We start from the raw sequence: 21369 nt of genomic DNA, 5'->3' as shown, positions 1-21369 counted from the left end.
TACTAGTTTTGTGAGAGATAGGTATTAGTTAGTAGTTAGTAGGTATTAGTTAGTAGTTAGTAGGTAAAAGTTAGTAGTTGATGGTAGAAATCCTTATGGATTTCATAATTGGACTACGAACTACCTACTACGGACTACTAACTTTTTTTATACTTTTTAATATTTAATCTGTCTTTAGCATAGAATTAAATTATAAATAATTTAAAGAAAAATAATTTTATAAAAGGAATTTAAGCACTATTGTAGAATATTAATAATAATCAGAATAATAGTAAAAAGTTTTAATTTTAAGACTTTTTGAATTTAAGCATTAACATTTCTGTAAAAAATAAATGCTATCAAGGGGGAGTATATATGAAAAGCTATGATGTAGACAAAATAAGGAATATTGCTCTATTAGGGCATGGTGGAAGTGGTAAAACTACAATAACAGAGGCTATGTTATTTACAGCAAAGCTTTTGAAAAGAGCTGGTACAGTAGAAGATGGAAACACAGTGTCTGATTATAATAAAGAAGAAAAGGATAGACAGTTTTCCATAAATACTTCTTTAATTCCAATAGAATGGCACGATCATAAATACAATATTTTTGATACTCCTGGTTATTTTGATTTTATAGGTGAAGTAAATAGTGCACTGAGGGTAGCTAATGGTGCTGTAATATTAGTAGATGCATCTTCAGGTATAGAAGTGGGTACAGAAAAGGCTTGGAACTATACTAGAAAAAGAAATCTACCTACTTTTATCCTTGTAAATAAAATGGATAAAGAAAACGTTAACTTTGATAAATTAGTGACTGAACTTAGAGAAAAATTTGGAAAGATGGTTATTCCATTTCATATTCCCATTGGAAAAGAGGGGGATTTTAAGGGATTTGTTAATATAGTGGATATGAAAGCTAGAATATATGATGGAAAGACTTGTAAGGATGCAGAGGTATGGCCTGAAAAGGAAGTCAAGATGGGCCAATTTAGAGAAATGCTTATAGAATCTGTAGCTGAAAGTGATGAAGAGCTTTTAGAAAAATATTTTGAAGGCGAGGAATTTACAGAAGAAGAAATCCATACTGGCTTGAGGAAAGGTGTAATAGAAGGAAAGTTGATTCCTGTATTATGTGGTGCTGCTACTAAAAATGTAGGACTCCATACACTATTAGACATGCTTTGGGATTATTTGCCATCTCCCAAGGATGTAGAGACTATTATAGGAATCGATCCCGATACAGAGGAACCAATAGAAAGAAATCTAGATGAAAAAGATCCATTTTCAGCCATAGTATTTAAGACTATAGCCGACCCATATGTTGGGAAGATATCTCTGTTTAAGGTCCAATCTGGTGTAATTAAAAAGGATGACGAGGTATTAAATGTAAATAGGGATGCTAAAGAGAAGATAGGTAATTTATTTTCATTAAGGGGAAAAGAACAGATAGAAGTATCGGAAATTAAAGCTGGAGATATAGGGGCCGTTTCTAAACTTACGACTACCTTTACTGGAGATACATTATGTGATAAAGACAATCCAATAAAATATGAAGGTATAGAGTTTCCTGAACCAACACTATATATGGCTGTGGAGCCTAAGAGTAAGGCCGATGAGGAAAAAATTAGTTCGGCATTGCATAAACTTATCGATGAAGATCAGACCTTTAAAGCAGAAAGAAATAATGAAACTAAACAATTGTTGATAGGAGGTCAAGGAAAGACCCAGCTAGATGTTATAACAAGTAAACTTAAAAACGGATTTGGAGTTGAGGTTGAACTTTCAGATCCAATAATTGCATATAGAGAGACTATTAAAGATACGTCCAGTGTACAAGGTAAACATAAGAAACAATCTGGAGGTGCAGGACAGTATGGAGATGTTCATATAAGATTTGAACCTTCTACAGAGGAATTTGAGTTTGACGAAGAGATATTTGGTGGAGCTGTGCCTAAACAGTATATCCCTGCTGTAGAAAAGGGACTAAGAGAATCTATTTCTAAAGGAGTATTGGCGGGATATCCTGTGGTAAATATAAAGGCCACATTGTTTGATGGTTCATTCCACCCTGTGGATTCCAATGAGATGGCATTTAAAATAGCTGCATCATTGGCATTTAAAAAGGGGATTGAGGCTGCCAGACCTGTATTATTGGAACCTATAATGAAGGTAGAGATAAATATACCCGATGAATACATGGGAGATATTATGGGGGATATGAATAAACGAAGGGGAAGAATATTGGGCATGGAACAGCAAAAAGATGGTAGTCAATTAGTTATAGCAGAGGCTCCTCAAGCTGAAATGTTTAAATACGCAATAGATTTAAAATCTATGACCCAAGCAAGGGGAAATTTTACGATGAATTTTGCTAGGTATGAAGAAGTTCCTCCACAATTGAGTGAAAAGATTATAGCAGAGACGAAAACGAGGGAAGATAGTTAGTAGGTATTAGTTCGTAACTAGTAGTTAGTATTTTAATGATTAAATCCATAGGATTTCCACCATCAACTACTAACTGATTACTACTAACTGTATTTATACCTTTTTCATAATCATTTTGAGTCGTCAAAAGACGACTCTTTTTTTTGGAATAAAAGTAAATCCTTAAGCTAAAACTAATAAAAATGCTGTAAAGGAGTGGAATGATGGATAAATATGATAGAGATAAAAAAAATATATATACCCATAAAAAAGATGATAAGGTTGATTCTAAACTTAAGGATAAGACAGCTTATGGAGAATGGATGGCATCTACTTTTGGTTGGGTTAGTAGTGAAAAACAAGAAAAAAAAGCAGAACATATAGAAGATGTAACGGAATAGGGCAATAGAATATTCATGCAATGAAGGTTTTGAGAAAACTACAGGTTAAGAGACTAAAAAATCTTAAGACTTGTGAATTTACTATGTTTAAACGGTACAAATTTTTACGGATTTTTTAGTTTCTTTTACTTAGTTTTCTTAGCAAGTTCCCATTAGCATTCTCTTATCTATATTTACCAATATCTCAAAAGTTTAAATTGAATACCTATAGTAGTCACTAAGTATAATACATATAAAACATGAGAAAAAAAGAGATATTAACAGATATTTTGGTTTAATGACTCAAAATCAATAATAATAAAATATGAATCTGTTTGAAAAAATAGGATGGGTAGATATAAAATGTATTTAAAGGACAAAGAAAGTCAAAGTCAAATCGAGGTGATGTAATGAAAAAAATAAGTGATATTATAGAAGAATTTATAAAAGATATGCTTATAGAAGCAGAAAACGGCATGGTAGAGATAAAAAGAAATGAACTGGCCCAATATTTTAGATGTTCTCCTTCTCAAATAAACTATGTATTAGATACTAGATTTGGCAATGACAAAGGCTATTTTATAGAGAGTAAAAGGGGCGGTGGAGGGTATATAAAGATAATAAAGGTCAATATTAATAAGGATAAATATATTGAGGATATGATATTGAGCAATATTGGAGATTCCATTACAAAGTCTAGGGCATATAGTATTATTGATAATCTATACGAGGAAGGATTAATTAATACTAGAGAGATGCATCTTATGAAGGTAGCTATAGGTGATAGGGCTCTTAATATAGTGTCTCCCTATAAAAATAGAGTGAGGTCAAATATACTAAAGGATATGATCTTAGTATTGATTAGAGGATAGGAGGGTTTAGATAATGATTTGTGATGATTGTGGAAACAAAAAGGCTACTGTACATGTAACTAAAATAATAAATGGTAAAAAGACAGAAGTGCATCTTTGTGATGAGTGCGCTAAGAAAAATAAAGAAATAAATTTTAATTCTCCTTTTTCCATACATCAGTTTTTAGCAGGGCTATTGGAAGGTACTCAAGAAGAACCCTTTGAATTAAACTATTTGAATGAGATTAAATGTGCTAATTGTGGAATGACATTTGATAGATTTAAACAAATAGGAAAGTTTGGTTGTCCCAAGTGTTATCACTCCTTTAGGGATAAGTCCATACCATTAATTAAAGGTATTCACGGACATGATAGACATATAGGCAAAGTACCTAAAAGGGCAGGAGATAATATAAGAATAAAAAAGGATATAGAGAGATTGAAATTAAAATTAGATGATGCAATTGAAAGGGAAGCATTTGAACAGGCAGCAGAAATAAGAGATAAAATAAAGATGTTAGAAAGTCAATTAGAGAATTAGAAGGTGGGTGAAAAAATGGTTAGGTGGTTAGATGGAGAATCTGGAACTAATAAAGATGTAGTTATAAGTAGTAGAATAAGACTGGCTAGGAATATAGAGGGAATCAATTTTACCCATATGATGAACGATGAAGAATCTAAAAATGTAATAGATATGGTAAAAGATGCTGTGAGTAGACAAAATGTTTTATCTAAGGAATTTGAGTTTTTTAAACTCTCAGACGTAGATGAACTAAATAGAAAGGTATTAGTGGAGGAGCATCTTATAAGTCCAGCCCTGTTAAACAATACAAATAATAGTGCTTTTTTATTATCAAAGGATCAAAAGGCTACTATCATGATAAATGAAGAAGACCATATAAGGATGCAGATACTTCTACCAGGTCTCAGCTTAGAAAAGGGTTGGGATATGTGTGATAAATTGGATGATGCATTAGAGGAAAGTGTTGAATATGGGTTTGACGAGAGATTAGGTTATTTGACATCATGCCCTACTAATATAGGTACAGGTCTTAGAGCTTCAGTTATGGTGCATTTGCCATGTTTAGTCTTAACTAAGCAAGCTAACCCTATTGTTCAAACTCTAAGCCAAATAGGATTGACAGTAAGGGGATTATATGGAGAGGGAACTAATGCCATGGGAAATGTATTTCAGATATCTAATCAGACTACATTGGGTAATACTGAAGAAGGGATTATTAAAAAACTTAAAAGAATATTACTCCAAATAATAGAAAAGGAACAGGAAGCCAGAAAAATAATTTTGGAAAATAGAGAAATAGAAATAGAAGATAAAATCTGGAGGTCCTTAGGAATATTAAAGAATGCTAGGATAATGTCATCAAAAGAGGCTATGAAACTTTTATCTGATGTAAAATTAGGTATTGAAATGGGTATTATAAAAGATATGGATCATAAAAATATAAATGAATTAATGATAATAACACAACCTGCAAGTATTCAAAAAGAATTTAATAGTCTAAGCTCTAAAGAAAGAGATATCCATAGGGCTCAATTGATAAGGGATACCATAGATAATTAGGAGGTGGATTAAATGGCAATGTTTGGAAGGTTTACAGAGAGGGCACAGAAGGTAATCGTATTTTCACAAGAGGAAGCTAAGGGCCTTAAACACAATTATGTGGGAACAGAACATCTATTACTTGGTTTAATAAAAGAAGGAGAAGGCATAGCAGCTAAGGCATTAATTAATATGGGTCTAGATCTGGACAATATAAGAAATCAAGTTATCCAAAGGATAGGATATGGGAATTTTTCTCAAGAGTTGGTTGGTTTTACTCCCAGAACCAAAAGGGTCTTTGAATTGAGCTTTTTAGAAGCTAGAAGTTTAGGTCATAATTATGTGGGAACAGAACACTTACTTCTGGCATTAATAAAAGAAGGAGAGGGAGTAGCTGCAATTATACTTAAGTCATTGGGTGTAGACTTAGAGAAGGCAAAGGAAGAAGTTTTAAAGATGTTGAGTAGTAATTACAATAATTCAGCAAAACCCCAACACAATAAAGGTAGTGGAAAAACTCCAACACTAGATAAACATGGCAGAGACCTAAATAAAATGGCTTCAGAGGGGAAATTAGACCCTGTAATTGGCAGAGGAAAAGAGATCCAAAGAGTGATCCAAGTATTGAGTAGAAGGACAAAAAATAATCCGTGCTTAATAGGAGATCCTGGAGTAGGTAAAACAGCCATAGCTGAAGGTTTGGCTCAAGAAATTGTCAATGGGTCTGTACCTGAAATATTAAAGGATAAGAGGGTAGTTACATTGGATCTCGCCTCTATGGTAGCTGGAGCGAAATATAGAGGAGAATTTGAAGATAGATTGAAAAAGATGATGGAAGAATTAAGACAGTCAGGAGACGTAATACTGTTTATAGATGAAATGCATACTATAATTGGAGCAGGAGCAGCAGAGGGCGCAATAGATGCATCTAATATATTAAAGCCTGCTTTGGCTAGAGGAGAGTTGCAAGCCATAGGTGCTACCACCATAGACGAATATAGGAAGTATATAGAGAAGGATTCAGCGTTGGAGAGGAGATTCCAGCCTGTAATGGTAGAAGAGCCTACGGCAGAGGATACAGTTAAGATATTAGAGGGATTAAGGGATAAATATGAGGCTCATCACAGGGTAAAGATAAATGATGAAGCAATCAATGCTGCTGTTGAATTATCTACTAGATATATTACCGATAGATTTTTACCTGATAAGGCTATAGACCTTATAGATGAAGCGGCGTCTAAGACAAGACTTAAATCTATAACAGCTCCTCCAGAGCTAAACAAAATTGAAGAGAAATTGGAAGAATTGTCTCAAGAAAAGGAAGAGGCTATAAGCACTCAAAACTTTGAGAAGGCAGCAGAACTAAGGGACAAAGAAAAGCGACTAAAAGAAGAGTTAGAAAATAAGAAACAAAATTGGAAGGCAGATAAGAGAACTATATCTCTGGAAGTAGGATATGAAGATATAGCTCAGGTAGTGGCAGATTGGACTGGTATACCTGTGAAAAAGCTTACCATAGAAGAATCAGAGAGATTATTGAAATTAGAAGAATTATTGCATAAAAGAGTTATAGGCCAAGAACAGGCGGTGAAGGCTGTTTCTAGTGCTGTTAGAAGAGCAAGAGTGGGCCTTAAAGACCCAAATAAGCCTGTAGGTACATTTATATTTTTAGGTCCAACAGGGGTAGGTAAGACTGAACTTTCTAAGGCATTGGCAGAGGCATTATTTGGAGATGAAGATGCCATGATAAGGATAGATATGTCTGAATATATGGAAAAACATTCTGTATCTAAGTTAGTAGGATCTCCTCCAGGATATGTGGGATATGATGAAGGAGGACAACTGACAGAAAAGGTCAGAAGAAGGCCATATTCAGTTGTATTGTTTGATGAGATAGAAAAGGCCCATCCCGATGTATTTAATATATTGTTGCAGCTACTAGATGATGGTAGATTGACAGATTCAAAGGGCAAATTAGTAGATTTTAAAAATACTGTTGTAATAATGACATCTAATGTGGGAGCTAGCACTATAAAGAAACAAAAGACTTTAGGTTTTGCTGCACCAGAAGATGAAGAAAAGGCAGAATATGAAAAAATGAAAGACAATGTAATGGATGAGCTTAGAAGAAGCTTTAGACCAGAATTTTTAAATAGAATTGACGAGATAATAGTATTCCATTCATTAGGTGAAGAACACATAAAAGAGATAGTCAATCTTATGGTAGAAGGACTAGAGAAGAAGCTTAAAGACTTAAATATAAATGTAAAGATTACAGATGATGCTAGGAAATATATTGGAAAAGAAGGGTTTGACCCTGTTTATGGAGCTAGACCATTAGAAAGGGCCATTAGAAAATTAGTAGAAGACAAATTATCAGAGGAGATGTTGAAGGGCAATATATCTAAAAATGATAATGTGTTGATAGATTTAGATGAAGGAGAGTTAGTGTTCCAGAAAAAATAAATTTGTAGAAATATAGGGAAAAAGTAGCGGTTTTGTATATTTCCGCTACTTTTTATTGTGACTAAAAGGAAAATCAGAAAAGATGTAGAAATACTTATGAATAGGAAAATTGAATAATAAATAATAATATGTCAATGCTCATAATGTGGGAATCTAGGAGTGGATAATATGTCAAAATTAAAAACGAAATATATATGTCAAGAATGTGGATATGAATCTCCTAAATGGATGGGAAAATGTCCCTCTTGTGAACAGTGGAATACTTTCACTGAGGAGATATATGATAAGAATATTAAAAAGACCAATATGGGTATTAATAGATCTTTTTATACTAAACCTGAAAGAATAAGGGATATAAAAATAGATAAAGAGGATAGGATATCTACTAATATAAATGAGCTAAACAGAGTTTTGGGTGGAGGAGTAGTGAAGGGTTCTTTGATATTAGTAGGAGGAGACCCTGGAATAGGAAAGTCTACATTACTTATACAGGTGGCCAACAATATGGCATCTACAAAACTGAGGGTTCTTTATGTATCGGGTGAGGAATCTGCAAAGCAAATAAAAATAAGGTCTGATAGATTAGATATAGATTCAGAAAATCTTTACATATTACCAGAAACTAATATTGAAGTGGTTAAAAAATCAATAGAGGATTTAAAACCCAATATACTTATAGTAGATTCAATACAGACAGTATATAGTCCCCAATTGACCTCTGCTCCTGGAACAGTAAGTCAAGTTAGAGAGATTACTTCAATGCTTATGGGCATCTCAAAATCTTTAGGTATAGCCACTTTTATAGTTGGACATGTTACTAAACAAGGGGCTATAGCAGGACCTAGAGTACTTGAGCATATGGTAGACACTGTACTATATTTTGAAGGAGAAAGACATAATACATATAGGATATTGAGAGGAGTTAAAAATCGATTTGGTTCCACTAATGAGATAGGGATATTTGAAATGAGAGATATAGGTCTGGTGGAGGTAAAAAATCCATCTGAGATGTTGTTATCAGGAAGGCCTATGAATACGCCAGGTACTATTGTAGTCCCTTGTATGGAAGGGACAAGGCCTATGCTGGTAGAGATTCAGGCATTGGTTAGTTCCACGGTATTTGGTATGCCCAGAAGAGTAGCTACAGGAATAGACTATAATAGGGTAGTATTAATGATGGCAGTGTTAGAAAAACGAGTGGGTTTGCAGACTCAAAACATGGATTGCTATGTTAATATTACTGGAGGAATACAGATAAAGGAGCCAGCCATAGATGCAGGTATAATATGTGCAATAGCTTCTAGCTTTAAAGATAAAGAGATAGACCATAATACGATAGTAATGGGAGAAGTGGGATTGACTGGGGAAATAAGGAGTATAAGCTTTATAGAAAGTAGATTGAAAGAAGCGATGAAATTAGGATTTACTAAGGCTATAATTCCTAAATCAAATATGAAGGGATTAAATATAGACAATAAAAAGATGGATGTGTTTCCAGTGGGCAATATAATAGATGCACTAGATATAGTATTAGGAGGATAAACTTATGTTAGAGGATAAAAATAAGGGACTAGAAGAGATATATGATTCCATAAAGATTTTAGCTCCAGGAACAAAGCTCAGAGAGGGATTGGAAAATATAGTAAGGGCTAAAACAGGAGCAATTATAGTCATAGGAGATAATAAAGATGTATTAGATATAGTAAATGGTGGATTTCATATAAATAATGAATTTTCTCCCGCATATTTATATGAATTGGCTAAGATGGATGGCGCTATAATATTGAGTCATGATTGTAAAAAAATCTTATATGCAAATACCCAGCTAGTTCCAGACCCTTTCATTCTTTCTAAAGAGACCGGTATAAGACATAGGACTGCAGAACGAGTAGGAAAACAAACAAAGGCTTTAGTTATAGCAATATCTCAAAGGAGAAACATAATAACTCTATATAAGGGTGATTTTAAATACGTATTAAGAGATGTCAGTGAAATATTGACTAAGGCTAATCAGGCAATACAGACCCTTGAAAAATACAAAATAGTTTTAGATCAATCTATGACAAATTTAAGTGCATTGGAATTTGAGGGGTTAGTGACAGTATATGATGTGGTAAAGGTACTCCAGAGGACAGAAATGGTCGTAAGGATAGTAGATGAAATAGAAAAGTATATTTTAGAATTGGGGAACGAAGGAAGACTTATTAGTATGCAAATGGATGAACTTACCAGTGAGGTTCAAGAAGATGGAGAAAACATTATTAAGGATTATTATTTAAAGGGTAAAGGTAATACATTTGACGATATATTGGAGGGGATGGCACAATTATCGTCCGAGGAACTACTAAACCTATCTAATATAGCGGAAGTCCTTGGGTTTGATAATGGATTAGAGTCTTTAGACTACTCAGTTTTTCCAAAGGGATATAGAATTTTAAGCAAGATACCTAGGTTGCCCAATGCGGTACTGGAAAATGTAATAAATAAATTTGGTTCCTTTGGTGATATCTTAAAGGCAACTACTGCACAACTGAATGATGTAGATGGTATAGGGGAAATAAGAGCAAGAAGTATAAAGGAAGGATTGAGAAGGATTCAAGAACAGTCATTGTTAGATAGGCATATTTAAAAATATTAATAAAAACTATTTGACAGTTATCGAACCATATGGTAAAATATTTAATTTGACATTTTCTACAATATAATGTATACTTATGGTGAGAGTCTTTGTTTCTTTGTTGGGAGGGTGTGTAATGTTCAATATAGGAGATAAAATTGTTTATCCAATGCACGGAGCAGGTATAATAGAAGGTATAGAGGAAAAGGAGATATTGGGTAAAAAGAGAAAGTATTATGTAATGAAGATGCCTATGGGTGAAATGAAAGTAATGGTTCCCATAGACAATATTGAAGACATAGGTATAAGAGAGGTTATCAGTGTAGAAGAAGTTGATCATGTATTGGGAGTACTAAGTGATGATGAAACTAAAATGCCTCAAAACTGGAATAGAAGATATAGAGCTAATATGGATAAACTTAAGAGCGGAGATATATATGAAATAGCCTCTGTAGTTAGGAATCTTATAATTAGAGATAGAGAAAAGGGATTATCTACTGGAGAGAGAAAGATGCTCAATAATGCTAAACAGATATTAATTAGTGAAATAGTATTGGCCAAAAATATTGGAGAAGTAGAAGCAGAAAACTTAATTGAAGAGGTCGTTCAATAGCGTCTTTTGACGCTTTTTTTATATATTTATACTTGACAATGAAATAGATATAATATAGACTTATTTTATAAAAATGGATAAATGTGGATACAATATTATAATATGTATTTATAATATTGTAATATTATTTTAACTAATAACTATAAAAAATATGGTAAATTAAGTTATAAAGATATAAAAACATGGGAATAAATATAGTATAGGAGGTGGTGAAGTGGTCAATAAAATAATTAAAATAGTATTGACTTTAGTAGGTGTTTTATTGGGTCTTGGTATAGCAGTATTTGTTACTTCTTTGGAAATTTTGGATTTTATTAGTCCTAAAATGGAATTATTTATCTTTTCTTTCTTTAGTATATTAGGTGGAATTATATTTTTAATTTTTTCTTCTAAAATTATGGTAGCTGGAAAGAAGATTGCGGTAACAGCAGAAGGAAAGCTTCAAAGAGTTCCCGCTTGGGATATAGCCTTTGGTTCAGTAGGCCTTATAGTGGGATTATTGATAGCGTATCTGTTGAGTCAACCCTTTTATAAATTGAGTATTCCTTACCTTGGTGTTGCAGTATCCATATTATTATATCTTTTATTTGGGTATTTAGGTGCTATTATACCTACTAAAAAGAGAGAAGATTTTTCTAATCTGGTATGTCTGTTTAGAAGAGATAGTGGAAATAAGGAGAAGGTTGAAGAGATAGAAACTAAATCAAAAGTTAAACCTAAGGTATTAGATACCAGTGTTATAATAGATGGTAGAATAGCAGATATTTGTAATACTGGTTTTGTGGAAGGACCGTTAATAATACCAGAATTTGTATTGGAAGAATTACAACATATCGCTGATTCTTCAGATGCATTGAAGAGAAATAGAGGAAGAAGAGGGTTAGATATACTAAATAAAATTCAAAAAGAAATAGACATAGAAGTTATTATAGATTCTAAGGATTTTGAAGATGTGGAAGAAGTAGATAGTAAATTATTGAAATTGGCTCAATTTCTTGGAGGAAAAGTAGTAACCAATGATTTTAACTTAAATAAGGTTGCAGAATTTCATGGAGTGGACGTCCTCAATATAAATGAGTTAGCCAATGCAGTAAAGCCTGTGGTTTTACCAGGAGAAGAGATGGTTGTTCAAGTTATTAAAGATGGAAAAGAATCGGGCCAAGGGGTTGCATACCTTGATGATGGTACTATGATTGTAGTAGATGGAGGAAGAAAGCATATAGGAGAGACTGTAGGAGTAATGGTTACTAGTGTGCTTCAAACAGCAGCTGGAAGAATGATATTTGCTAAACCCAAAAGCATGATAGATAAGGCAGTATAGATGAAGATAGTTATTAGTTCGTAGCTAGTAGTTAGTAGTTGATGGTTAAAATCCTTATGGATTTCATCATTGGGCTACTAACTACTAACAAATAACTACTAACTTTTTTATACCGTTATCACAAAAATAAACACCTAGGTTATTAATAATCTGGGTGTTTATTTTTATGGTACTAAAAATGTTTTTTTATCTTGATATTTTTCTTTTCAATTTCTATAAGAGTTTCAATTCTTTTATTTACTAATTCGTTAATTTCATTTAGTGTTTTATTTTTATATTTATTAGTGAAATACTTTCTTAGATAACTACGATATTTTCCTTGTAATAGTGCACTTCTGTATTGGTCAAATGTTTTTTCATTATTCCAGAATTCTTTTTCGGTGAATCCAAAACTCTCTAGATATATATCAAATCGTTCTTTTGCATTTGCATTGTTTTCTATAAAAGATTTAAGTTCTTGCATATAATTTTTAATATCACTATCTGATACTATTATTCCATTGTCTTGGGCTATTTTATTCAGTAGAGTTCCTCTAATTATAAAATCAGCTATTTTGTTTTTATCTTTAGTTTTTAAACCTGCTCCTACCGTTTCAAATTGTTCTAATGCTATTTTTTCATCTCCTATTTCTAATATTACTTTTTCTGATATGTCTTTACTTCTAGCGTTTTTATTAATATTTCTTACTTCTGAACCTATTTTGTGTATCTCTTTTTTAAATAAATCAAGCTCACTAATATTTGAAGCACTGACTGTTATTCCTATTGTCAATAAAACTAAAAAAACAAAAAATAATTTTGATTTTATTAATTTCATATTGAATTCTCCTTTCTATCTTGTTTAACAATATATTAATACTTTATTTTTAAAAATCAACTTCTGTTTCAACATTTACAGTACTAGGAATACATTCTCCTGATGTCCACATGAAACCACCAGAAAATTGATTAGGGTAATCCATAGTAATACTATCTTTACAAGCGTTATATATAAACTTATCTTTTGGGTTCCAAGTGAAATCTAATGAAGGTGTATCATCAAAATCAGAAAAATAAAAAACTTCTAAATTTTCTCCGTCTTTAATGGCTATTGAAGATAAAAAATTAATGTCATAATTTACAGGAAAACTTTTATGATCATAAAAAAGAATAGTGTATATTTGTTCGTTAGTAGTAATTTTAAAGTTTCCATCGTATGATTTCTTAGGAGTATAGTTTATATATAAACTACAAGAGAAATTTAACCTCAATGGCACAAGGCCAATTTCATTCACCCATGTTATTATATTATCATATTCTATAGAATCATCTTTCCATTCAGGGTCACTTGGTTCAGACATAGGCTGATTTATTCCTCCTAATATAATATAGTATAAATAAATTGAAATTTCAATCATTTATAGATGTATCATTGTAAATCAAACCATAATTTTATATTTTAGAATATTTTTAGTATCAATAGGTATATTTAGTGGTATTATTTCAAATTAATAAATTTTTATCTGGGCTTCTTATATAATACATATTATTTTTCCTCCAATACAAGCTTGTCCTAAAAAAGCAAAACAAATTTTTGAAAATATATATTATAAATCTAATTCATAATATATTAAATACACTAACATATATTACCTAAATTTACAAATCAAAAAACTAACAACTAAAATTTAACAATATTATATCATAAAAATAGTAGAACTATTTTTATGATATAATAATATGCATATATTATAGATTGGAGGAAGATTATGTCGTATAATGGGAAATATATATCTGTAATTATTCCTGCTGCAGGAATGGGTAAAAGGATGGATATGGGTATTAATAAGCAGTTTATAGAGATAGAAAAAAAGCCTATTTTGGCACATACAGTTCAAGTGTTTAACAATTGTAATTATATAGACGAAATTATACTTGTGGTAAGAAAGGATGAAATACCTTATACAATAGAAAAGGTAGTAAATAGATATGGATTTGAAAAGGTAAACCAAGTAATAGCTGGAGGCGTTGAGAGGCAACATTCAGTATATAATGGTTTAGCTGCTATAGATAAATGTACAGATATTGTATTGATACATGACGGTGCAAGGCCCTGTATAACTCAGGATGGAATAAAAATGGGTATAGAAGGAGTAATGGAATTTAGGGCATGTGTGCTGGGAGTTCCTGTTAAGGACACTATAAAGCAGGTAAATGATAGTTCAGAAGTGATTAACACACCCGATAGAAATACATTATGGGCTATACAGACTCCTCAATGTTTTGAATATAATATGATAAAAAGTGCATATGATAAGGTTTTAAAAGAAAATATACCTGTTACAGATGATAGTATGGCAGTGGAGATATTGGGACAGCCAGTAAGGGTGATTATGGGTAGTTATGAAAATATAAAGGTGACTACTAAAGAGGATTTGGATGTAGTTTCTAAGACATTAAGGAGGTAGAAATTTGAGAGTAGGAATTGGATATGATGTACATAAACTTGTGGAAAACAGGCCTTTAATTATAGGGGGAGTTAGTATAGAGTACGGGCTTGGTCTATTGGGTCATTCTGATGCCGATGTATTGGTTCATGCTATCATGGACAGTATTTTAGGTGCAATGGGAGAGGGAGATATAGGTAAGCATTTCCCTGATACAGATTGTAGATATAAAGATATATCCAGTATGAAATTGTTAACAGAAGTATATGATTTGATGAATAGTAAAGGATATAAGATAAGTAATATAGATAGTGTAATAGTGGCACAGATGCCTAAAATGGCTCCCTATATAGAAGATATGAGACTAAATATATCAAAGGCATTGAAATGTGATAAGGCATGTATAAATATAAAGGCCACCACAACAGAGAGATTGGGATTTGAAGGTAGAGGACAGGGAATATCATCCCAAGCTGTATGTTTGTTGGAATACAGTTAGTAGTCCGTAGCTCGTAGTTGATGGAAGAAATCCTTAAGGATTTCTTCATTGTGCTATGAACTACAGACTACCAACTACGGACTGTTTTATATCTTTGTGAATAGGTTGAAGAATGCTATTGATAATTTAGTGAAAAATAGATTTGACAATGATTAGGATTTTTAGTATTATAAATTTAATTGAATAGAATTTATGCGTAGAAGGGAAATAGTATATATTTATGGACTATAAGAGAGAAAATCCACGGCTGAAAGATTTTCGTCCCTATGGATATAGAACCCGTCCTGGAGCTTACTGTGATTGAAGAGGACCATTTTGGTCAATAAGGGTGGTACCGCGGAGATAGACCTTCGTCCCTATTGGGGATGGAGGTTTTTTATATGTGAAATTTTAAAAGGAGATGGTAAAAATGAAGATGTCTAAATTATATATGCCTACCCTTAGGGAAGTGCCTTCGGAGGCAGAAATACCTAGTCATCAATTACTTTTAAGGGCAGGAATGATAAGAAAGTTAGTATCTGGTGTATATTCTTATTTGCCTTTGGGACATAGAGTTTTGAAAAAAATTGAAAATATAGTAAGAGAAGAAATGGACAGAGCAGGAGCTCAAGAATTACTTATGTCTGCTATTCAACCTGCTGAATTGTGGCAAGAAACAGGAAGATGGTCTGATTTTGGTCCAGAAATGTTTAGGTTGAAAGATAGAAATGAAAGACAATTTTGTTTAGGACCAACACATGAAGAAATATTTACAGATGTAATAAGGAATGAGCTTAAGTCCTATAAACAATTACCATTAAATATTTATCAGATACAGACTAAGTATAGAGATGAAAAAAGACCTAGATTTGGACTTATGAGATCTAGAGAGTTTTTAATGAAAGATGCATATAGTTTTGATAAAGATGAAGCAGGAATGGAAAATTCATATCGTGAAATGTGGGAGGCATATGAAAGGGTATTTACTAGATGTAAACTTAAATTTAAAATAGTTGAAGGAGATTCTGGTGCTATGGGAGGGAATAATTCCCATGAATTTATGGCTATGTCTGATGTAGGAGAGAGTCTTGTGGCATATTGTGATGCCTGTGATTATGCAGCGACCGATGAAAAGGCAGCTGCTGTATATGATATAAATCTATCTGGTGAAGATATACTACCTATGGAAAGGATAGATACACCAAACGTAGGTACAATAGAAGACCTTATTAATTTCTTTAATTGTGGTGGAGAGAAATTTATAAAGACATTACTTTATAAAGTAGAAGACGATGTAATAGCAGTACTAATACCTGGAGACAGGGAATTAAACGAGACTAAATTAGTTAATTTATTGGGAGTGCCTGAACATCTTGTGGAATTGGCCGATGAAGAAACTATAAAAGAAGTAACAGGAGCAAATGTAGGTTTTGCAGGTCCCATAGGATTAAAAGATGATGTTAAGATATATGTGGATTCAAGGGTTACTAAAATGAAGAATGCCATAGTTGGTGGAAATGAAACAGATATCCATATTAAAAATGTAAATTATGGAAGGGACTTTACTGGAGAAGTAGTTGAGGATCTATTATTAGTGAAACTAGGAGATAGATGTCCTAAATGTGGTGCAGAATTGAAAATGGATAGAGGTATAGAAGTAGGGAATATATTCCAATTAGGCACTAAATACAGTGAAGGATTAAATGCTACATTTTTAGATGAAAATGGAAAAGATCAGAAATTTGTTATGGGATGTTATGGAATAGGTGTTTCTAGGACATTGGCAGCTATAATTGAACAATATCATGATGATAATGGTATTATTTGGCCATTGGTTGTAGCTCCATATCATGTTGTAATTACAGTAGTGAATGTTAAAAAAGAAGACCAAGTTCAATTGGCAGAAAAATTATATAATGAACTTTCAGATATGGGTATAGAGGTACTTTTAGATGATAGAAAAGAAAGGGCAGGGGTTAAATTTAATGATGCAGAGCTTATAGGTATACCTATGAGGGTTACTGTGGGAAGAGATGCCTCTGAAGGAAAAGTTGAATTTGTGCTAAGAGATAGTGGAGAAAAGAGTACTATTGATGAAAAAGATGTTTCGGAGTGTGTAAAGAGAGAATTTGAAAGGGCAAAATTAAAAATATAAATAAAATGAGACCTTTAGACTAATTATTGTTCTAAGGGTCTTTTTATATTTTATAGAGTATAACATACAATATAATCAAGATTCATGGTTTATTTTTGTATTTTTGAGTATTTTTATAAAATATTTAATCAAATGTAATAAAAGGTAAATTATTGTGAAAATATGCTATGTTTTGATATAATTAAATTGTTCTATTAGATGCTTTGGGGATGCATCAAAAAAAATAAAATCAGGGGATAAAGGGAATGGAGGTAGTTAAATGTGAAGGAAGCAAAGTTAACGCAGTTTAAAAGCAGTATAAAGTATAGGCTTATAATATGGATTACATCATCTATATTATTATTGCTAGGGATATTGGGGTATTTATCTTATAATGAAACACATAAAGCTATGAAGAATAAATTATCACTGACATCCCAGCAGACATTAGAGGCTATAAATGAAGAGGTATCTATGTTTTTGACGGTTACTGAAAGTAAAGTAGAATCATTGTCAGAAGCAAATATAACCTTGAAAGGTGTAGATGAATTTAACAATAAACTATTGGAAAATGGAAATACAGATATGCTCATTAATCTAATGGGGGGGTTTGCCCATGAAAGACCAGAGATATTAGATTTATACGTTGGTACTAAATTGGGAGAAATTATATCGGGAGCAGGATTAGGCGTTTCTGAAGACTATGATCCTAGAGTTAGAGATTGGTATAAAGATGCATTAAATAGTCAAGATGCGATTTGGAGCGATCCTTATGTAGATGAAAGCACCAATCAAGTTACTGTTACAGTATCTAAGGTATTAAGAAATTCCAATGAAGATATATTGGGGGTTATAGCAGCTGACATAGTACTGGATGAATTTGGGGCTAGTATTGGAAATACTAAAATCGGAAAAAAGGGACAAGTATATGTAACTTCTGAACAAGGGGTAATGATAGCCAATGTAGATACTGAAATTATAGGGAAAAGAGATTATTTTGGTGAACAATTATGGAGCTCAATCGAATCGGAAAAGGAAGATGAAAATCAGTACAATATCGGGAAAGAAAAGAAGTATTTATACCATATAACCAATGAAAAAACTGGATGGAAGATATTTGCTGAGTTGGATGAAAGCGAATTATTATCTGATACCAATGGTATAAAGAGATATATTATATTTTGGAGTATCATTGGTGTAGCTATTGGAATAGTATTGGCTTTTATAATAGCTAGAAATATACATAAACCATTATTAGGATTAAAATCTGCTTTTCAACAGGCCGCCAAAGGAGATCTTAATTCCTATGTAGATATAAAGACTAAAGATGAATTTGGAGAAACTGGATATAATTTTAATATAATGATAGATAATTTAAAGAATATGATTAGTCATATAATTGATGCATCAAACACTATAAATGAATCTTCTGATGGGTTAAATACTATAACCGAGCAGACCTCTACTGCTGCTGGAGAAGTAGCTAGTACCATAGAGGACTTGGCTAAAGGTGGAGAACAACAGGCTAGAGATACAGAAAATGGTGCCATGAGAATGAGTAATTTAGCCGATATCTTAAATAAATTGAACAATGCTGTTAAGTATATGGGAGATATTTCAGATGATACAAATAAGATTAGCGATGATGGTTCCCATGTAATAAATGAACTGGAGTATAAATCTAAAGATAATGAAAAATCTATAGAAAAGATAAATAGTGTAGTGAATAAACTAAGTGATAGTTCTAAAGACATAGATAAGATAACTGTTGCCATAGGAGATATAGCGGAACAGACGAATCTATTGGCATTGAATGCAGCTATTGAGGCAGCTAGAGCTGGAGAAGCAGGAAGGGGATTTGCTGTTGTAGCTGAAGAAATAAGAAATTTAGCAGAGGAGACTACTAATTCTGTTGGAGAAATCAATAAAATAATTATGAATATGCAGCAGGGAACTGAAGAGGCAGTTAATGCTATGGAAGATGTAAAGTCATCTACAGAGGAACAAAAAGAAGCAGTGTCTAATACAGGCATTATATTTGAAAACATAAATGAATCATTAAATAATTTGATTACACGAATAAAGGACTGTCAATCAATGATTGATGATATGGATGTGGAAAAGGGAGAGGTACTTACAATAATGGAAAGTATATCTGCAGCGGCAGAGGAGACTTCAGCCTCTACACAGGAGGTTTCAGCATCCACAGAACAGCAATTGGCAGCTATGGAAGAAGTAAGTTCTTATGTGGAAAATATGCATGAATTAGCACAATATCTAAAGGAAGAAGTAAACAAATTTAAAATATAAAATTTTATAAAAGACAACCCCCCAAAGCATATGTAAGTTCACCTTGTAGATTAGGGCTATTAGAAATTATAAAAAACAAAATGGAATTGTAGACTATTATAGTTTACAATTCCATTTTTAACTTTAAGCAATATAAATTTTATGAAAATAGCAACCTATCACTCAAGCTATCTGAGGGATTTATATTATTGAATAATTTTAGTAATTTATCTATAGTTAAGTTATCCTTTTCTCTGTCCCTTATGTCTAATACTACAGCACCCCTATGGAGCATAATTAGTCTGTTTCCTATATCTATAGCGTGATTCAAATTATGTGTTACCATAAGAGTAGATATTTTCTTATCTTTAACTATATCTTTAGTAATCTTTATTATTGTTTCAGAGGTTTTAGGATCTAGTGCTGCTGTATGCTCATCTAAAAGCAATAACTTAGGCGTAGACAGTGTTGCCATAATTAATGCTAGAGATTGTCTTTGTCCCCCAGATAACATACCAACATTTGTATCTAATTTGTCTTCTAGTCCCAAAGACAATTGGGACAAAAGTTCCTTAAAGAGGGGTATGTTTTTATTGGATACACCATGAGAAAGACCGAAACTTCTTCCTTTATTATATGCCATGGACAGATTTTCTAGTATAGTCATAGAAGGAGAAGTACCTAAAGAAGGATCTTGAAATACCCTCCCTATGAATCTTGTTCTTTTAAATTCTGTCATTTTAGAGATATCTTTATCATTCAAAACTATAGTTCCATCATCTATACTTATCATTCCAGAGATTATATTTAATAAGGTTGATTTTCCTGCACCATTACTACCTATTATTGTAACGAAGTCATTTTCTTCTATATCTAAAGATAGACTTTTAAATAAGGTTACTTGATTTACAGTATTATTATTGAATGTCTTATGCAGATTTCGTATTCGTAACAGGGGAATCACCTCCAGTAAATATAAACTTTTTTAGATTAAACTTTAAAGGGTTGTTTTTGAATGCCAATGCCAATACTATTATTATTACAGTTATGAGCTTTAAATCTGTTGCAGGGAATCCCAGTTTCAATGCGAATCCAGTTCCTATCTGATATAATAATGCACCTATTACTGCCATTATTGTAGGAGAGTTTAAAGGGGTTTTCTTAAGTATTGCCTCACCCAATATAATAGATGCCAATCCCATAACTATCATACCAGCTCCCATACCTACGTCAGAAAAGCCCTGATATTGTGCCAGTATTGCTCCTGACAGAGATACAAAACCATTGGCTATCATTAATCCCAATATCTTTATAGTTCCTATATTTATCCCCAAAGATGTTACTAATTGTGGGTTATCTCCCGTAGCCTTTAATATAAAACCAAATTTAGTCTTTAATAAAAAGTCTAATACTAATTTAGTTATAATCATAAATGCAAGTATAATTATTAAGGGATTAATATTATTGCTAAACAAAGTCTCTTTATCAAAAAGGTGTACATTTGCTTTTCCCATTACCCTGAGATTAATGGAATAAAGACCTATCATTACTAATATACCGGAAAGGAGATTAGTAATTTTAAATTTAACGTGCAAAATCCCTGTGAAAAAGCCTGCTAACATACCCATTAATAGGGCTAATATACTGGTAATTATGGGATCTACTCCTCTAGTAAGCATACTAGCTGCAACAGCAGCTCCCAAAGGGAAACTGCCATCTACAGATAAGTCAGGAAAGTCTAATATTTTATATGTTATAAAGACACCAAGAACCATTATAGAAAAAATTAGTCCTTGTTCCATAGTATTAATCCAAAATGTAAACATA

Annotated in this window: 18 protein-coding genes and 1 pseudogene; 14 read left to right on the top strand and 5 right to left on the bottom strand. The window is 32.3% G+C overall.

Going from position 1 to position 21369, the window contains the following annotated elements; genetic code table 11:
* Positions 1-354: 354 nt before the first annotated feature.
* The 3 genes from fusA to Q326_RS0108330 all read left to right on the top strand — a co-directional run bounded on the left by fusA (position 355) and on the right by Q326_RS0108330 (position 3658).
* Positions 355-2427: an elongation factor G gene (fusA, locus tag Q326_RS0108340; protein WP_026894969.1), complete on the top strand. Its 2073-nt coding sequence runs from the start codon at positions 355-357 to the stop codon at positions 2425-2427.
* A 203-nt stretch (positions 2428-2630) separates the two neighbouring features.
* Positions 2631-2807 (top strand): hypothetical protein, encoded by a 177-nt coding sequence (locus Q326_RS18480; RefSeq protein WP_156936278.1) that lies wholly within the window; start codon positions 2631-2633, stop codon positions 2805-2807.
* Positions 2808-3196: 389 nt separating this feature from the next.
* Complete coding sequence (locus Q326_RS0108330; protein ID WP_026894968.1) at positions 3197-3658, top strand: CtsR family transcriptional regulator; 462 nt, start codon at positions 3197-3199, stop codon at positions 3656-3658.
* A gap of 6 nt (positions 3659-3664) precedes the next feature.
* Here Q326_RS0108330 and Q326_RS19185 read toward each other — a convergent pair.
* Positions 3665-3742, bottom strand: a pseudogene (locus Q326_RS19185) (hypothetical protein); the annotation flags it as partial.
* On the opposite strand from Q326_RS19185, the gene Q326_RS0108325 reads away from it, so the two are divergent.
* The 7 genes from Q326_RS0108325 (at position 3723) to Q326_RS0108295 (ending at position 12215) form a co-directional block, all read left to right on the top strand.
* Positions 3723-4178, top strand: a complete 456-nt coding sequence (locus tag Q326_RS0108325; protein WP_431188266.1) for a UvrB/UvrC motif-containing protein — start codon at positions 3723-3725, stop codon at positions 4176-4178. The pseudogene Q326_RS19185 and the gene Q326_RS0108325 sit on opposite strands and share 20 nt — an antisense overlap.
* 15 nt (positions 4179-4193) lie before the next feature.
* Positions 4194-5219 carry a protein arginine kinase gene (locus Q326_RS0108320; protein ID WP_026894966.1) on the top strand — a complete coding sequence of 342 codons (1026 nt, stop codon included), beginning with the start codon at positions 4194-4196 and terminating at the stop codon, positions 5217-5219.
* A gap of 12 nt (positions 5220-5231) precedes the next feature.
* On the top strand, positions 5232-7664 hold the full coding sequence (locus Q326_RS0108315) for an ATP-dependent Clp protease ATP-binding subunit (RefSeq protein WP_026894965.1): 2433 nt from the start codon (positions 5232-5234) through the stop codon (positions 7662-7664).
* A gap of 168 nt (positions 7665-7832) precedes the next feature.
* Entirely contained in the window at positions 7833-9206 is a 1374-nt protein-coding gene (gene radA / locus Q326_RS0108310; RefSeq protein ID WP_026894964.1) for a DNA repair protein RadA, read from the top strand.
* Positions 9207-9210: 4 nt separating this feature from the next.
* A complete protein-coding gene (gene disA, locus Q326_RS0108305) occupies positions 9211-10293 on the top strand; it encodes a DNA integrity scanning diadenylate cyclase DisA (RefSeq protein ID WP_026894963.1) in 1083 nt (360 codons plus the stop codon).
* A 124-nt stretch (positions 10294-10417) separates the two neighbouring features.
* Positions 10418-10894, top strand: a complete 477-nt coding sequence (locus Q326_RS0108300; protein ID WP_026894962.1) for a CarD family transcriptional regulator — start codon at positions 10418-10420, stop codon at positions 10892-10894.
* A 214-nt stretch (positions 10895-11108) separates the two neighbouring features.
* A complete protein-coding gene (locus tag Q326_RS0108295) occupies positions 11109-12215 on the top strand; it encodes a PIN/TRAM domain-containing protein (protein ID WP_026894961.1) in 1107 nt (368 codons plus the stop codon).
* 172 nt (positions 12216-12387) lie between these two features.
* Here Q326_RS0108295 and Q326_RS0108290 read toward each other — a convergent pair whose 3' ends face one another.
* Both Q326_RS0108290 and Q326_RS0108285 read right to left on the bottom strand, forming a co-directional pair.
* Positions 12388-13032, bottom strand: coding sequence for a SurA N-terminal domain-containing protein (locus Q326_RS0108290; protein WP_026894960.1), 645 nt, complete (start codon positions 13030-13032; stop codon positions 12388-12390).
* A 49-nt stretch (positions 13033-13081) separates the two neighbouring features.
* Complete coding sequence (locus Q326_RS0108285) at positions 13082-13555, bottom strand: hypothetical protein (protein WP_026894959.1); 474 nt, start codon at positions 13553-13555, stop codon at positions 13082-13084.
* 408 nt (positions 13556-13963) lie between these two features.
* On the opposite strand from Q326_RS0108285, the gene ispD reads away from it, so the two are divergent.
* The 4 genes from ispD to Q326_RS0108260 all read left to right on the top strand — a co-directional run bounded on the left by ispD (position 13964) and on the right by Q326_RS0108260 (position 19563).
* A complete protein-coding gene (gene ispD / locus Q326_RS0108280) occupies positions 13964-14662 on the top strand; it encodes a 2-C-methyl-D-erythritol 4-phosphate cytidylyltransferase (protein WP_026894958.1) in 699 nt (232 codons plus the stop codon).
* A gap of 4 nt (positions 14663-14666) precedes the next feature.
* On the top strand, positions 14667-15140 hold the full coding sequence (gene ispF, locus Q326_RS0108275) for a 2-C-methyl-D-erythritol 2,4-cyclodiphosphate synthase (RefSeq protein WP_026894957.1): 474 nt from the start codon (positions 14667-14669) through the stop codon (positions 15138-15140).
* Positions 15141-15549: 409 nt separating this feature from the next.
* Positions 15550-17274: a proline--tRNA ligase gene (locus Q326_RS0108265; protein WP_026894956.1), complete on the top strand. Its 1725-nt coding sequence runs from the start codon at positions 15550-15552 to the stop codon at positions 17272-17274.
* A gap of 261 nt (positions 17275-17535) precedes the next feature.
* The gene (locus Q326_RS0108260) at positions 17536-19563 is read left to right on the top strand and encodes a methyl-accepting chemotaxis protein (RefSeq protein ID WP_026894955.1); all 2028 of its coding nucleotides are present in this window, start codon (positions 17536-17538) and stop codon (positions 19561-19563) included.
* Between the two features lie 139 nt (positions 19564-19702).
* Here Q326_RS0108260 and Q326_RS0108255 read toward each other — a convergent pair whose 3' ends face one another.
* Positions 19703-20506 carry an ABC transporter ATP-binding protein gene (locus tag Q326_RS0108255; protein ID WP_431188265.1) on the bottom strand — a complete coding sequence of 268 codons (804 nt, stop codon included), beginning with the start codon at positions 20504-20506 and terminating at the stop codon, positions 19703-19705.
* Positions 20472-21368, bottom strand: a complete 897-nt coding sequence (locus tag Q326_RS0108250) for an ABC transporter permease (RefSeq protein WP_026894953.1) — start codon at positions 21366-21368, stop codon at positions 20472-20474. The genes Q326_RS0108255 and Q326_RS0108250 overlap by 35 nt, the downstream gene beginning before the upstream one ends.
* Between the last annotated feature and the right edge of the window lies 1 nt (position 21369).

The organism is Clostridiisalibacter paucivorans DSM 22131 (assembly GCF_000620125.1).
Lineage (GTDB): Bacteria > Bacillota > Clostridia > Tissierellales > Clostridiisalibacteraceae > Clostridiisalibacter > Clostridiisalibacter paucivorans.
This window is presented reverse-complemented; position numbering and strand designations above follow the sequence as displayed.